The organism is Akkermansiaceae bacterium (assembly GCA_017798145.1).
Taxonomy (GTDB): Bacteria; Verrucomicrobiota; Verrucomicrobiia; order Verrucomicrobiales; family Akkermansiaceae; genus Luteolibacter.
Window position 1 is genome coordinate 1207706 of record CP059069.1, and the last position, 15000, is coordinate 1222705.

Here is a 15000-nt window from a genome sequence, read left to right on the forward strand (position 1 = left end):
TTCGGGTCATGCGCAATAGGCTGGCAATCCGTGTGCCATGGTGCAAGGAGCAATGCGGATTCTGCGTAGCCTTTCCGGGATTCGTTTGCCACCGGTTGATATCCCGCCTACTGATACCCCGGCCAGACCCTCACCATCACCATGAATCGTATCCTCCAATCCGCATTTTTCGCGCTGTCACTCAGTGCTGCAATGACCGCATCCGCAGAACCCGTCAGGGCGCTCTCATGGAACATCGAGTGGTTCCCCGGCGGGCGCCCCAACGCAAAACAGGATGAGAAAGACAAGCAGTTCGCAGCCGTCCAGGCGGAACTCGAGAAGCTCAAGCCGGACATCCTTCTCGCACAGGAAGTCAGCGATGAGGTGGCTTTCGAAAAACTCGTCGCCACCATGCCGGGGATGAAAGTCGATGTCTTCAGCCGTTTTCCGGAACCGGATTCCGACAAGCTCGGCCTGCAGCAGTGCTGCATCGCCTCGAACCTCAAGGCGGATTCCGCCTTCTTCGAGCCGTTCAAGCCCACAGCCAACCTCCCGAACCTTCGTCGTGGATTTGCCTTCGCGGCCCTCTTCCATCCCGATGGCGGCCTGATCATGGTCTATTCCGTCCACCTGAAAAGCAACGGCGGCAGCAACACCCCGGAGGGCGAGCAGGATGTGGCCAACACCCGCGCGGAATCCGTGCGCCAGATCCTCGCCCACAAGGCCGAGATGGAGAAACGCTTCGCCGGGCGCAAGATCGCGGGCTGGCTCATCGGCGGGGATTTCAACACCAACCACGACGGCCAGTTCCCAAAGTGCACCGTCGTTGCTGACCTGGTCAAGGCCGGCTTCCACAACTCATGGGATTCCACGCCGAAAGACCAGCGCCTCACCTGGCACAACCCCCCATGGGACAAGAAATTCAAGCCGACCACCTTCGACTACATGATGACCATGGGCTTCAGGGAAAAACAGGCAAAGGCCATGCCGGATCCGCTACGTGGCAAGCAAGGCCACGAGCCCGCCTCGGATCACGATCCGGTCGGGCTGCTTCTGGAAGTGAAATAGGCAGAGGCCTGCTAGCCGAAGCACTGCGTCAGCCACGCGTCGATGGCCTCCACCACCACCGGGTAGCTCTCCTCATCGAAGGAGTGCCCGGCATCCGGGATGCGGATCAGCTTCTTCTCGCACCTCGCCGCATCATGGGCGTCGATGCTATCCTGGAGCGGCACCACATCATCCGCCGTGCCGTGGATCAGCAGCCATGGCTGCCTGACCTTCGCCGCCGTTTCGACAAGGCTTCCGATTTGCTTCATGTCCTCGGAAAAAGCCTTGGATAGCGGGCAGCCCTCCTCATCCCACATGTTCCCTTCGCCCGGGCTGACATCCCCGAACTCCCTTTCCAGGAACTCCCCCGTATGCACCATCCCTGCCAAGGAAACCAGAGCCTGGATGGCAAGTCCTCGGCTCGCGTTGATCACACCCACAGCAGCCCCCATGCTGTGCCCGATGTATGCGATCCGCCGCTCCTGCGGCACCGCCCTCAGAACCGCCATCAGATCCCCGGTTTCCTTGGTGATCGTCGCATCGGCGAAGCTCCCTTCGGATTCCCCGTTCCCCGAAAACGAAAACCTTACACAGGGCCAACCCTTCGCCGAAAGCCCATTTGCGATGGCCACCAGCAGCGGCCTGTCCTTGTTCCCGGTCACCCCGTGGCCGAGCACAACCATCACGCCTTGCCTGTCTCCGCCGTGGAATGCGGTGTCGATCCGCTCCCCCTGCTCGTTCCTGATCTGGCCTGTCGTGGTCATGATTCTTCAGTTCTCCGCGCGCCCCGGGAAAGTGAGTTCCGCCACGGCGGATTTGTCCAACTCCCCGCGTCCCATCCCGATGAGCAGCCTGTATTGCGCCTCGGTCGCCTCAGAGAGCGGGACTTTCACGCCCGCACGCTCCGCGATCCGGTTGGCGATCCCGCTGTCCTTCGCCGCATGGGAGGCGGAGAAAAAGCAATCGTGCTCCCGCAGGACCATATCGTCCCCGTCGGTCTCCAGCACCCGCGAGTTCGCACCCGTCTGCGCAAAAACCTCCCGCAAAAGATCCAGGTCTATGCCAAGGGCATGGCCCAGCCCCAGCCCCTCCGCCAGCCCTGCGGTGTTGATGTTCATCACCATGTTGACCAGAGCCTTGATCTTCGCCGCATTCCCGACCGGCCCGACGTATCTCAACGATGAGGAAATGTCACGGAGCAGGGCTTCGTTTTCGGAAAACACCGCCTCATCCCCGCCCACCATCAGATAGAGCGTCCCCTGCCGGGCCTGGGTGATCGAGGACGCCATGCTCGCCGCCATGGTCTCCGCACCGGCCTTGCCCGCGGCTTCCGCCGCCATCTCATGCGCCTCCGGGCTTACTGTCGCGCAGTTGATGAAGGTCTTGCCCTCCGCCCCCTCCAGGAGCGATCCCGCACCGGAGAAAATCCCAACCATTGCGGCATCATCCGTCACCACCGTGAAAATCACATCCGCCGCCGCCGTCACCTCCGCAGGTGACATAACCGCCTTCGCCCCGATCTCGGCAGCCACCGCCTCCGCCACCTCATGGCAGTGGTCATGGATCGCCGTGACATCGTAGTGCATGTCGTGAAGCCGCCGCGCCATGTTCGCACCCATCCGCCCAGCCCCCACAAAACCGATTTTCTTTTTGCTCATCGCCCTAAAAAACCCACATGGACGGCCATACCGCAATACAAAAAAGGGCGAGATCTGATAGATATCTCACCAGGCAGGGGCGAAGCCGCGGTCCCGAGGGATTTCGCCGTCGGGTCGCATGGCAAAGGCCGCCACAGTCACATCAGCGCCACCCTTCCGGCCAGCGCGAGGAAACCAAGCACCGCAAAGATCAGCTTGATCGCAAGGAACAGGCGGCACCAGCGTATCATCGCACGGTCGCCACGCAGCGCGGCGAGCTCGCGCGCCTCCTGCCAGTCGATCCACATGGTGGTGTCCCAGTTCGCCCCCGGCGTGTAAGCCATGCCATTCCTGATGCAGTAGCGCCGTATCACGAAAAGCCAGAGCGTGAGGGGCGAGGTTATGACAAGGACGGTGAGAAATGCGGGGAACATGGCAGGTCGCTCCGCTTCAGAGACAAGCCGCCATCCCCGCCCCGATCTCTGCCAGCCGCGCCTTCTCGGCATCCGAAAAATCATAGGGCACCACCTTGCCCACCCCGAGGGTCCCTATCACCGACTTGCCGTCTTGCGAAAGGACCGGCACCGCCAGCGAACCGGAGACACCCGTTTTCCTCGCATCCTCTTTCGCCACCCCACCGAGATCCTGCTGAAGATTGCACAGCTCCACCGGTTCACGCGTCGCCGCCGCCACGCCCGCGATCCCTTTCCCGAAGGGTATCCTGGAAATTTTCTCCAGCAGGAACTCCGGCACCCCTGCATGCGCCACCAGATGCAGCCACTCGCCCTCCGCCCGGTGCAAGGTTCCCGTCTGGCAGGAAAACTCATCCATCGCATCTTTCAGCATCAGCCCGGCGTCTTTCATACCCCACCCTAACCCACCAAGGCACCCCTGTCCATCCCCCCAGGCGGAACATTTCGCGCATCACGGCGGCGAAGGCCACTTCCGGTTCCTTGCCAGTCCCGTTCAGATTCACAGGCCTGTTGCAGGACGCCTTGGGCACGGGATTGCCGCGCATGTTCCCGCCTTGTTTCGGATGGGGAGCCACTCCGGAGATGCAAGCGTGGGGCTCGTCTCTTCGCTGGCAAGCCTAGCTCACTTCGCAGCCGCCTCCTGAAGCTGCCTGCGGGTGCCGGAGGCATCGCCGTTGTTGAAGTTCGTGCGCTGCACCATCATCACGGTGTAGCGTCCTTTTGCGGGATCAATCCATGCCTGGGTGCCATAGGCTCCGCCGTGGCCGTAGGAACCGGGGGAGAGCGGGGCGGTGACGCCGACCGGCTCGGCCACACGGATCCAGCCGAGGCCGTAGTTGCTGCCCGGGACAAAGCCGGCCTTCAGATCGCCGGTGTGGGAGCGGGTCATTTCCGCGATGGATTCCGCGGTGAGGTAGCGTTTTCCGTCGAGCTCGCCGCCGTTGAGGATCATTCGGGCGAACCTGCCGTAATCGGCGGCGGTGGAGAAGAGGCCGCCCGCCGCGCTGGGGAAGCGATCGGTGGAGGTCGGTGGTTTCCCGTAGAAAATTTTCACCGGCTGGGGCTGGAAACCGTCCTTGGTGGTCGCGTAGGAGACGGCGAGACGCTTCGCTTGGGCCTCGGTCAGGTTGAAGGTGGTGTCCTTCATGCCGAGGGGGGTGAAGAGGCTTTCGTTCAGGAAATCGGGGAAGGATTTTCCGGAAACGACCTCGATGATGCGCGCGGCGGTGCTGATCCCTGTCTGGCAATATTGCCATTTGGAGCCGGGTTCGAAATGGAGGGGCTTCCTGGAAACGAGTGCGGTGAGTTCGGCGAGTGTGGTGGTCGTGGCGTTTTCCCCGGCATCCAGATCCTGAAGTCCGCTGGTGTGGGCAAGGATCTGGGCGATTGTGATTGTGGCGGGTTTTCCGTCCGCACCCTTGAGATCCTTGAACTCCGGGAGGTGTTTCGAAACCGGATCGGAGATCGCGACGAAGCCTTTCTCGACGGCCATCATCATCGCGGTGCCGGTGACGGGCTTGGTCATCGAGGCGATCCAGAACATGTGATCCGGCGCCAGTTTCTCCCCGGTTGCGATGTTGGCGAAACCTGCGGTGGCGGCGGCGAGGATGCCTTCGCGGTTGCCCACCTCTGCGGTGACCCCGGCGATTTCGCGGGATTCGATCTGGTCCGCGGCAAAGGAATCGAGGGCTTGCTGAAGCGTGGATGTCGCCCCGGCGGCTGGGAGCGCGAGAGCGAGTGAAACTGAGGAGAGGAATTTTTTCATGGCCTTGGGGGAACCCTAAGGAGCGCGATCCCGGCTGGCAAGGGATCAGCAGCCGAGCGGCTTGCCGAGTTTCAGGAGCGCGGGGTCGATCTTGTATTTCGCATCCGCCACCTGTTCGATGGGAAGCTCGCCGTAGGTGCCGTCCCTGTAGATCATGATGGAATTCGTGTGCCCGGCCTCCAGTGCATCGACCGCGGCAACGGCGAACTTGTATGCCATGATCCGGTCGTATACGGTGGGCGATCCGCCTCGCTGGACATGGCCAAGGACGGTGAGGCGCGCCTCCATTCCGATGGAGTCGTTGATGAATCGGGTGATGTATTCCCCCATTTTCGTGCCCTCCGCGACGACGGCAATGACGTAACCGCGCCCTTCCTCGATCTCCGCCTTGATGCGCGCGCCGATCGTGTCGAGGTTGTATTCGATTTCCGGGACAAGGCAGATTTCCGCCCCGCAGGAGAGAGCGGAGGTGAGGGCCAGATACCCGCAGTGGCGACCCATGACCTCGACGACGAAGGCGCGGGAGAAGGAGGATGCGGTGTCGCGGATCGAGTCGATGGACTGGCGGATGACGTTGAGGGCCGTGTCAACGCCGAGGCAGTAGTCGGTGCCGGCGATGTCGTTGTCGATGGTGGCGGGGATGCCGGCGAAGGGGATCTTGAAATCCGCATGAAACTGGTTGAGCGCCCGGAACGAGCCGTCGCCTCCGATCACGATGAGCTTTCCGATGCCATGGGACTTGAGGTTGTCGTAGGCCTTCTGACGGACAGCCAGGTCATAGAATTCCGGCGAGCGGGACGATCGCAGGACGGTGCCGCCCTTGTGCATGATTCCGGAAAGCAGATCCTTGGTGGCCGGGACGATCCTGCCCGCGACCAGGCCTTTGAGGCCGTCATAGACGAGGTAGGGTTCGTAGCCGCGCTGGGCGGCGTATTCCGCCGCGCATTTCACGGCGGGGTTCATCCCTGCGGAGTCGCCCCCGGATGTCATGATGGCCAGTCCTGGCTTCTTTTGTCCCATGGTCTGGTGCCGGGTAGCAGGAAAGGTGCCGGACTTGGCGGATCGTCGGAAAACGCCGCTTCAATGGGCTGCGCAGCCACCGCAATTTTCCACCACCGCCGGCTCCCGGGATCCGTGAACGGCCTCACCGAGCCACATTTCCGGCGCGGATGCGAAGGAAGGCGGTGTCACCGGCGCAGGGGCTGGCCCCACCTCCAGGCGGTAGAAATTCGCCCCGGTGGGCGGCGTTGTGTCGGTGACGGAGGCCGGCCCGGAAACACCGGACACGGGGGAACCGAGATCCTGCCAGCCCGAAAGGATGGGCGATTCCTCGAGCTGGTATGCGAACGAGTTTTCGGCCGTCCATGAGAGTGTCACATGCCCGTTGGAGGGGTTACGGGAAATCGCCAGCGCGGGTGCCACGATTTCCGCCGGAGGGGCGCTTGTGATGTCCCAGCCTATGTCATCAAGCCCGGCCAGATCCAGCTCGGTGAACACCAGGTGGTTTCCAGGGATCTGGCAGCTGCTTGGATCCATCCTCGCGATCTGGTCCAGCCCCGCCGGGGTGCCGAACTGCCCGACTGTCTTGCTGAGGACATTGAGCGGGTTGAGTGGGTTGTATCCATTCGGTAAAACGCAGGCGGCATCGTCCCGCCAGTGCGCCCCGTCACCGGACATCGGAACATTTGCCCCGAAGCTCGCAGCGGACTTCGGCCCGGTGAAAACGGAGCCGATGATGTAGGCGGTCCAGGATGCGGAGGTGCCGACTCCGAAAATATGTCCGAGCTCATGCAAGGCGGTGCTGACAAAACTGGGATTGCCCGTCGCCGAAGTGAGCGAGAAATTCCATGTCGTGGACGTATTGAATGCGACCGAGCCGCCCCATGATGCGAAGTCCCTCGGCGGCACCTGCAGAGCCCCCGATTCACCGCGTGTTTCCACCAGGTTGAACCACGCCTGCGCGTCCGCTCCGGTGCCAGTCACCGAGTATCCGCCCGGGCCGCCCCTTCCGAGCGAGCCGCCCAGCGGCCTGCCTCCGGCGTAGATGACGACCGTATCGGCGGGTATCACCTTTCCGGGGATCGATTCCACCACATCGGTGGCCGGATTCCTCACCCTGGCGGCCCATGTCTCACCCGTCCACTCCGACTGGTCTATCCTTGCGAGATCGTCGGTCAATATGGATTCGAAATAATCGCAAACGGCACGGAAAGCCTCCTTGGACCCTGGCTGGTTGAAGAAACCGTTCGCATCCAGCGAGTAGTCGATCTCGATCTCGATGGCATCGGATGATGCGGATGACGCAATACACACCGTTGCGGCGACCATCAGGCTGCGATTTCTGGATTTTGCCGGAAACAACATGGTCTCAGGATAATCCACTCAGGATGGATCGCCAGAAAAACCGCCTGAGATTTCGGCAAGGATGGGCAGGTCCGCCTCCGCCCAGTCCAGTGCGGCAAGCCCGGACAAATCGCACCAGAGGATTTCCGAATGCTCCAATGCCATCGCACGGCCGTGGATGATCTTGCAATGGAAGGCCGACAGGCGTATCGAGACATCGCCGTCCGCCCATTCCACCTGAGCACTCAGCCTGTTTCCCACCGAAACGATGATTCCGAGTTCCTCCTGCAACTCTCGCCTCAGGGCGTCGCTGTGGCTTTCCCCGGCATCCACCTTCCCGCCCGGGAATTCCCATAGCCCGCCAAGATGCCTGCCCTCGCCCCTGCGGCAGGCAAGGATCCTGCCACGGGCATCGGAAATCACGGCGCACACCACCTCCAACATGAGCCCGGCTTGTCAAAGATCCTCCGCCCGCTGGCGTATCCACTCCAGCCCTTCGCGGTATTCCTCGCTCTGGGGCCGGGATTTCACCAGCCTCTGCCACAGGGAAACCGCCTCGCGGTAGATCGCCGCGGACTCCTGCTTTTTGTCCGCCAGCTCAAGCGCGAGCGCGAAATCCCCTAACAGATAAGCGCTTGACCGCTGCAGCTCCTCAACCGGCAGACCGCTCTCCAAACCTTTCGCCTCAAGATCCATCAGGGAATCCCTGGCCCTTCCCAGCAGTGCGATTTCCTCCTGCTTCTTGCCATCGTAGCCGAGCATCCTGCCCTTCTGCCACCACAGCAAGGCAAGCCGGTAATCCACCAGCGGCTCGCGCCCCGCACCGAGCCGTTCCAGCAGCTGGATGCCTTGCTCGAAGGCTGCCATGGCTTCCTTCGCCTTGCCCTTGTCCCGCAGCAGCCCCGCCTGCAGGCCGAGCTGCGCCGCCTTCCTGGCGGCCGCGACCGTGGAGTCTGGACGTTTCTGCAAAACACCGTCGAGGAGCTTCATCGCCTCTGCGGAAACCTGCTCCGCCGCAGCCACATCGCCGGAAAGGACGGAAGCCTCAGCCATCGCGCCGTAGCAGCCGGCCAGATCCAGCCGCAAGCCTATGTCCTCTGGGTTTTCGTTGAGCAGGCGCACCATTTCCGCCACCGCCAGCGCTCGCACTTCGCGCGCGTCGCCGAGCTTTCCCATCCCCTCCAGGATCGTCGCGGAGGAAAGGAAACACGCTGCCAGCTCAGACCGCAGCACGGCGGCATCCGGCCTGGCGTCGGCGAGTTCGTTGAGCTTCTGGGTGGCCCGCATGAGCTGATCCAGGGCTTTCCCGTCCTCGCCCGCTGCGGCAAGGAGCTTTGCTTCCTGGAAATCCAGGATCGCCAGCAACTGCTGGAGGCGCTGGGAATCGACATCGGCCTGCGGCACCGCGTTGAGCGCATCCCGCGCCTCACGGAACGCCTCACCGGCCTTTTCGTCCCCCTTTTCCAGCTTCAGCAGCGCGAGCAAAAGCGAATTCCTGCCGAGCCGGAGCTTTGTGTCGCCATCGGGTGCGGAGCCTGTCCAAGCGGAGATCGCCTCAGCGAGCCTGCGCTCCGCGGCTTCCGCATCGCCCGCCGCGAGCGAGACTTCCGCAAGCTGCAGCCGCACCCGCGAGCGCTCGTCGTCGAGGCTTTTGATCTCCGCCGTCCTTACCAGGAAATCCTCGAAAAACCTTTCCAGCCGTTTCAGCCGCAGCTCTCGCCCGTCGAGCGGGGGAAGGTCGCGCCGCCCCTTCTCCATCGCCCAGTCGAAGAGCCTGTCGCCGATGAGCCGCGAGGCCTCCAGCCGCGCCAGCCCGAGATCGCGCTGATACTCCATTTCATGCTCCGCCGCCGCCTTTGCAACCACCGCAGCGTTCATTTCCTGAACCGCATTTTCCGCCTTGGTCTCCAGCGAAAGCTTCGCGCCCTGCGCCTCCGCCCGCTCGGATTGGAGCCTGCTGCGCGTGAGAAGCCACAGCCCTGCGAAAACCGCACAGGCTGCCGCCGCCATCCCCGCGAAAAACACCGCCCGCCGCCCGAACCTCACCGCCCGCCTGCGCTGGTCCATCAGGCTCTCCCGCTCCGAATGTGCCGCCACATCACGCTCCACCTGCGCGAAGCCTTCCATCACCGCCCCCATCGAACCCGGCCGCTCCGGCGGATCAAGCCGCAGACATCTGCCCACCCACTCCCGGTAGCCCGACTCAAGCAGGTTGCGCGGCTCGCACGCCCATGAGAAATTCGCCTCCTGCAGCAGGCTGGCCGCGATCTTTTCCGAGTCCGCGTGGATGCCCTCCATGCGTGTCTCACCGTCGCTTGGCGCCACCGAAGTGAAAATCTCGTTGCAGCGCGGGAAGCGCCCCGTCAGCAAGCGGAACGCCAGCACGCCGAACGAGAACACATCCCAGCGATAGCCATCCTCCTCGAAGTATCCGCCCGGATCGAGCAGCTGCTCCGGTGCCTGGTAAAGCAGGGCGTCGGTGAAATCGAAATGGGTGATCCCCGGCATGTTGCCCAGGCTCCAGTCGGTGAGCCTCACCTCGCCGCCATCTCCGAAAAACACGTTCCCGGGCTTGAGGTTCCCGTGCACCACCCGCCTCGCGTGCATCTGGGCGAGTGCCTCCCCGATCTCCATCACAAGATCCCACGTATTCTCGCCCGGATGATCCCCGAGCCGGTGCTGCAGGCTTGCCGGACTCCAGCAAAAATTCTCCCCTTCCTCTTCCGCCTTGCCGTAGATGGGCAGCACCCAACACGCCGGCCGGCCTTCCAAATCCGCAGACTCGATCGGTGCAAGCCCCGCAGGCCACCCCCCCGCCTCGAGCCGCGCGACCGCCCTGGAAAGCAGCCCCCGGTTCACCGCCATGCCCTCGAAAACCTTCACCGCCCACACCACCCCGTCATCATCCCGCGCCGCGAACACCCTGCCGCTTTCTCCTGTGCCCACCGTGCCGAGCACCTCCAAGCCGTTCATTTCTGGCAATTTCATCTGCCGCAGCATTACACGAAAGCCACGCATGCTGCACCCCATAATATCGGCCTTCCACGGCTTGCCGGAAAGATCACGATTCCATGCAACATGACGGCTCCATGCCGCGTATCCCTCGGGTTAGCCGCCATTGCTCCATGAAGCCCCACTGCCCAGGAAACCCGCTCGACCGTTACACCTCCCGCCGCGAGTTCCTCTACGTCGGCCTGCTCGGCTCCGTCGGATTGGGACTGCCGCAGTTCCTCGGATCGCGCGCCAGCGCCGCCACCAAGACCTTCCCGCTCCACACCCCGGTCGCCGAAAGCGTCATCCACATCTTCCTCCCCGGCGGGCTCGCCCACCAGGAATCCTTCGATCCGAAACCCTTCGCCCCCGCCGAATACCGCGGCCCCTTCGGCGCGATCGACACCAAGATCCCCGGCATCCAGTTCGGCCAGTTCATGAAGGAAACGGCCAAGATCGCCGACAAGGTCACCATCATACGCAGCATGTCCCACGGCGAGGCCGCCCACGAGCGCGGCACCCACAACATGTTCACCGGCTACCGCCCATCCCCCGCACTCGCCTTCCCCTCCATCGGCTCCGTCGTCTCCCACGAGCTCGGCCCACGCAACGATCTCCCTCCCTACGTCTGCGTCCCCAGCGTCCCAAACGAATACGCAAACTCCGGCTACCTCTCCTCCGCCTACGGCCCCTTCGCCCTTGGTGCGGATCCCGCACAGGCCAATTTCCGGGTGCGCGACCTCAACCTCGCCGCAGGGGTCGATGAAAAACGCTTCGAGCGCCGCCGCTCGCTGCTTCAGACCGTGGACGACCATTTCCGCACTTTGGAAAAATCCGATGCGCTCGATTCCATGGACGCGTTCTACCAGCACGCCTACAAGCTCATCTCTTCCCAGAAAGCCCGCGAGGCCTTCGACCTCTCCAAGGAGGACGACAAGACCAAGGAGGAATACGGCAAGACCCAGGCCGGCCAGCGCATGCTGCTCGCCCGCAGGCTCGTCGAGGGCGGCGTCCGCTTCGTTTCGCTCACCGCAGGCGGATGGGATCACCACGACAACATCAAGAACGGCATCGAGAAAAACATGCCCGAGACAGACAAGGCCATCGCCGCCCTGATCCGCGACCTCGACCGCCGCGGCATGCTCGCCAACACCCTCGTCATGGTCACCTCGGAGTTCGGCCGCACCCCCAAGATCAACCCCACCGCCGGGCGCGACCACTGGCCGCGCGTCTTCTCCACCATGCTCGCCGGCGGCGGCGTGAAAGGTGGCTACGTCCACGGCTCCTCCGATGCGCTTGGTGGCGAACCCGAGGAGGACAAGGTCGGCGTCCAGGATCTCGCCAAAACCATCTACCACCAGATCGGCATCAACGCCGAAAGCGAACTCATGTCCCCCGGCGCACGCCCCATCGAGATTGTGGACGGCGGCGACATCCTCGACGCCATCCTCTCAAAGAAAGCGTAGCCATGGCTAAGCCTCGTATTCTTCCACTGATCACCGCTCACTTGGCACTGATCACGCAATCCTTCGGATTGACCCCCATATCCCCTGCCGGCGGCCAGCGCGGCACCGACGTCACGGTCACCCTCCGCGATGACAACATCGCCTCCTTCCAGGAACTCATCACCTACCAACCCGGCCTCTCCCTCTCCGGACTCAAGGTGAACGAAAAGGACAACAAACTCGCCACCGCCACCCTCCACATAGCGCCCGACGCACCCCTCGGCGAGCACTCCGTCCGCATCCGCACCGCATACGACATCTCCTACGTGCGCCCGTTCTGGGTCGGCCCCTTCCCTTCCGTGAAATCGGTCGAGTTCGAGGAAAACCCCAACCCGATCCAGCGCGTCGAACTCAACACGACCGTCGAGGGAACCATCACCCTCGAGGACGTGGACATGTTCGTCGTAGCCCTGAAAAAAGGCCAGCGGCTCTCCGTCGAGGCCGAGGCGATGCGGCTCGGGCGCGTGCTCTTCGATGCCTACATCGCCGTCCTAGATCCGAAGGACACCGAGATCGCCTCCTGCGACGACTCGCCTTTCCTGAAAACCGATCCCTTCGTTTCCTTCATCGCACCCGAGGACGGGGACTACCGCATCGTGATCCGCGAAGCCGCCTACGAGGGCGGCGACAGCTCGAAATACCGCCTCCACATCGGCACCTTCCCGAGACCCACTGCGGTCTTCCCGCCCGGAGGGAAACCCGGCGAAACCCTGGATCTCACATTCATCGGCGATCCCACCGGCCCCTTCGTGCAAACCGTCACGCTCCCTTCCGAAGCTTCCCCGGATTTCGCAATCCACCCGGTGCAGAACGGCGAGACCGCCCCCTCGCCCGTCCCATTCGCCGTCTCGCCACTCGAACATTCGTCGCAACCGCAAAACAACACCGGGCTCAATCTCGCCCACCCCTTCCCGCCCATTCCCTCTGCCGTCGATGGGATCCTTGACGCCACCAGCCCGCAGCGTTGGTTCAGTTTCACCGCGAAAAAAGGCCAGAACCTCGATATCCGCCTCATCGCCCGCTCGCTCGGCTCGCCTCTCGATTCCGTGCTATCGGTCCGCGATGCGAAATACAAGACACTCATCTCCAGCGACGACGACCAGCTATCACCGGACAGCTTTATCAAATGGACCTGCCCGGAAGACGGCACGTATTACCTCCAGCTCCGCGACCAGCTCGGCCGCACCGGCCCGGACTTCACCTTCCGTATCGAGATCGAAAACCGCAGGCCGGCCATCTCCGCATCGCTTCCCGTCGCGGAACGGAACGAATCCCAGAAGGAAAAGTTTTTCACCATCCCCCGCGGCAACCGCAGCGCCGCCGTAATCCAGCTCAAGCGTGAGAACACCGCCTGCGACATCGCCTTCGAAACCGTGGATCTCCCCCCCGGCATCCGCATGATCGCGCCTCCCGTCCCGAAATCGCTCAACAGCTTCCCGGTCATTTTCGAGGCATCGCCGGACGCGCCCCCCGGCTCCTCCCTCCAGGCTTTCACCATCCGCGCCACCGGCGAGCAAGCCCCGGAAAACCTCAGCGGAGCACTCTCCGACACCGTCCACCACATAGAGGTCAACAACGAGGGAACCTACCACTCGTTTTCCTCGGATCGCATCCCCACCGCCGTCACCGAGGCCGTTCCGTTCTCCATCGAGCTCGCCCCACCCGCCGTTCCCATCGTCAGAAACGGCAAGCTCATGCTCAGGATGCAGGTGACCCGAAGCGGCGATTTCAAAGGCAAGATCACCGCGAAACTCCCGTGGTTCCCACCCGGAATCACAGGCCCGGTCACCGTTGAGATCCCGCCGGAAAAAACCGAGGCCGAATACGAACTCAACGCCAGCGCCGAAGCGGCGGCAGGCACATGGCAGATCTGCGTGATGGCCGCCTCAGACACCCCGAACGGTCGCCGCTCCGTCTCCTCGCAATTCGCGCCACTCATCGTCGCCGAGCCCTACCTCAGTTTCACCCTAGACCTCGCCGCAGGCCGCATCGGCGAACCATCCGCCCTGCTCGCCAAGATCGAGCAGCTCCGCGAATTCAGCGGGGAGGCCACCGCCGAGCTGCTCTCGCTTCCCTTCGGCGTGACCTCGTCACCGGTGAAATTCACCAAGGATCAGTCCGAAATCACCTTCCCGCTCACCATCGCCGCGGATGCAAAACCAGGCAAAACCACCGGCCTCCTCTGCAAGGTGCTCGTCCCGGAAGGCGACGCAATGGTCACCCACCAGACCGGCCAGGGCGGAACCCTGCGCATCGACCCCGCCCCGAAAAAGGAAGAAGGCAAGCCCGCCCCAAAACCGCAGCCCGAAGTCGCCGGTGCCACGCCGCCCGCCAAACCCCTCTCCCGCCTCGAGCAGCTCCGGCAGAAAAAGTGATGAACATGCTCAGATCGACGAAGCCACCCGCCTGAGCTCCGCCAGCACCTCCGCTGCCAGCGGATGAATCGTACCCCGCCATACCCCGGCGATCGTAAGTTTCCCGAAATCCTTCAGCTCGATCGTTTTCACCGCCTTGGAAAACCCGACGCCGGGAACCTTCACCGTAACGCCAACTCCCATCCCCCGCGATACGTATGCCTCCACCAGCTCGATGGAACTGACTTCCATGCGGGCGGGCCAGCGGATGCCTTTCTTCGCCAGCCCTTTTTCGAACATCCTCGCCATCGACGATCTGGAGGAAGTGCGTATCAGCGCCTGTTCCCCGGCAAGTTTCGCAAGGCCGCCCCTCGGCATCGGCAAGCCGGCGGGCAACAACAACAGCAGGGGCAGCGAACCAAGCGTCTCCTTGCTTATACCCTGTGGCACCTTCGCATCCAGATCCACGATGCCCAGATCGATCTCCTCCCTCTCGAGCAGCCGGAAAACGCCTTCCGACCCGACATCCAGCAGGGTGAGTTCCATCGCCGGATGTTTCTTCCTGATCCGGAAGATCACTTCGGGCAGATAATTCTTCATCGCGATCCCGGGCGCGGCCATGCGCAGATGGGATGAGGATTTGCCCGCAATCCTCTCCGCCACCTGCGGCAGCTTCCCGAAAAACGGCGCAATGAAATCGTACAACTCCTGTCCGGGCGGAGTCAGCTTGAAAGGCCTCCGATGGAACAGCCGCACACCCATCCCCGCCTCCAGCAGTGAAATCTGCGCACTCACCGCCGGTTGCTGGATGCCATAGCTCATCGCGCGGGTGGCGGCGGTGATCCCACCCGCCTTGGCCACTTGGTGGAAAAGCTCCAGATGATGTAGATTCAGATCCTGCATGCC

General features: G+C 63.0%; 13 protein-coding genes. 3 read left to right on the forward strand and 10 right to left on the reverse strand.

What is annotated here, in order from left to right; genetic code table 11:
* Window positions 1–141 precede the first annotated feature (141 nt).
* Window positions 142–1047, forward strand: a complete 906-nt coding sequence (locus tag HZ994_05160; protein QTN31737.1) for an endonuclease/exonuclease/phosphatase family protein — start codon at window positions 142–144, stop codon at window positions 1045–1047.
* A gap of 11 nt (window positions 1048–1058) precedes the next feature.
* Here HZ994_05160 and HZ994_05165 read toward each other — a convergent pair whose 3' ends face one another.
* The 9 genes from HZ994_05165 to HZ994_05205 all read right to left on the reverse strand — a co-directional run bounded on the left by HZ994_05165 (window position 1059) and on the right by HZ994_05205 (window position 10232).
* On the reverse strand, window positions 1059–1790 hold the full coding sequence (locus HZ994_05165) for an alpha/beta fold hydrolase (GenBank protein ID QTN31738.1): 732 nt from the start codon (window positions 1788–1790) through the stop codon (window positions 1059–1061).
* A gap of 6 nt (window positions 1791–1796) precedes the next feature.
* Window positions 1797–2684, reverse strand: a complete 888-nt coding sequence (locus HZ994_05170; protein ID QTN31739.1) for an NAD(P)-dependent oxidoreductase — start codon at window positions 2682–2684, stop codon at window positions 1797–1799.
* 137 nt (window positions 2685–2821) lie between these two features.
* Window positions 2822–3097, reverse strand: coding sequence for a hypothetical protein (locus HZ994_05175; protein ID QTN31740.1), 276 nt, complete (start codon window positions 3095–3097; stop codon window positions 2822–2824).
* A 16-nt stretch (window positions 3098–3113) separates the two neighbouring features.
* Window positions 3114–3527 carry a GAF domain-containing protein gene (locus HZ994_05180; protein ID QTN31741.1) on the reverse strand — a complete coding sequence of 138 codons (414 nt, stop codon included), beginning with the start codon at window positions 3525–3527 and terminating at the stop codon, window positions 3114–3116.
* A 231-nt stretch (window positions 3528–3758) separates the two neighbouring features.
* The gene (locus tag HZ994_05185) at window positions 3759–4901 is read right to left on the reverse strand and encodes a beta-lactamase family protein (protein ID QTN31742.1); all 1143 of its coding nucleotides are present in this window, start codon (window positions 4899–4901) and stop codon (window positions 3759–3761) included.
* Window positions 4902–4946: 45 nt separating this feature from the next.
* Window positions 4947–5921, reverse strand: a complete 975-nt coding sequence (locus tag HZ994_05190; GenBank protein QTN31743.1) for a 6-phosphofructokinase — start codon at window positions 5919–5921, stop codon at window positions 4947–4949.
* Between the two features lie 60 nt (window positions 5922–5981).
* Window positions 5982–7265: a hypothetical protein gene (locus HZ994_05195; protein ID QTN31744.1), complete on the reverse strand. Its 1284-nt coding sequence runs from the start codon at window positions 7263–7265 to the stop codon at window positions 5982–5984.
* Between the two features lie 18 nt (window positions 7266–7283).
* A complete protein-coding gene (locus tag HZ994_05200) occupies window positions 7284–7688 on the reverse strand; it encodes a (deoxy)nucleoside triphosphate pyrophosphohydrolase (GenBank protein QTN31745.1) in 405 nt (134 codons plus the stop codon).
* 12 nt (window positions 7689–7700) lie between these two features.
* Window positions 7701–10232, reverse strand: a complete 2532-nt coding sequence (locus tag HZ994_05205; protein QTN31746.1) for a hypothetical protein — start codon at window positions 10230–10232, stop codon at window positions 7701–7703.
* A 137-nt stretch (window positions 10233–10369) separates the two neighbouring features.
* Here HZ994_05205 and HZ994_05210 point away from each other — a divergent pair, with 137 nt between their 5' ends.
* Together HZ994_05210 and HZ994_05215 are read left to right on the forward strand one after the other, a co-directional pair.
* Window positions 10370–11701, forward strand: coding sequence for a DUF1501 domain-containing protein (locus tag HZ994_05210; GenBank protein QTN31747.1), 1332 nt, complete (start codon window positions 10370–10372; stop codon window positions 11699–11701).
* A 41-nt stretch (window positions 11702–11742) separates the two neighbouring features.
* Window positions 11743–14115, forward strand: a complete 2373-nt coding sequence (locus tag HZ994_05215) for a PPC domain-containing protein (protein ID QTN31748.1) — start codon at window positions 11743–11745, stop codon at window positions 14113–14115.
* A 9-nt stretch (window positions 14116–14124) separates the two neighbouring features.
* Here HZ994_05215 and HZ994_05220 read toward each other — a convergent pair whose 3' ends face one another.
* Window positions 14125–14997 carry a LysR family transcriptional regulator gene (locus tag HZ994_05220; protein QTN31749.1) on the reverse strand — a complete coding sequence of 291 codons (873 nt, stop codon included), beginning with the start codon at window positions 14995–14997 and terminating at the stop codon, window positions 14125–14127.
* Window positions 14998–15000: the final 3 nt, after the last annotated feature.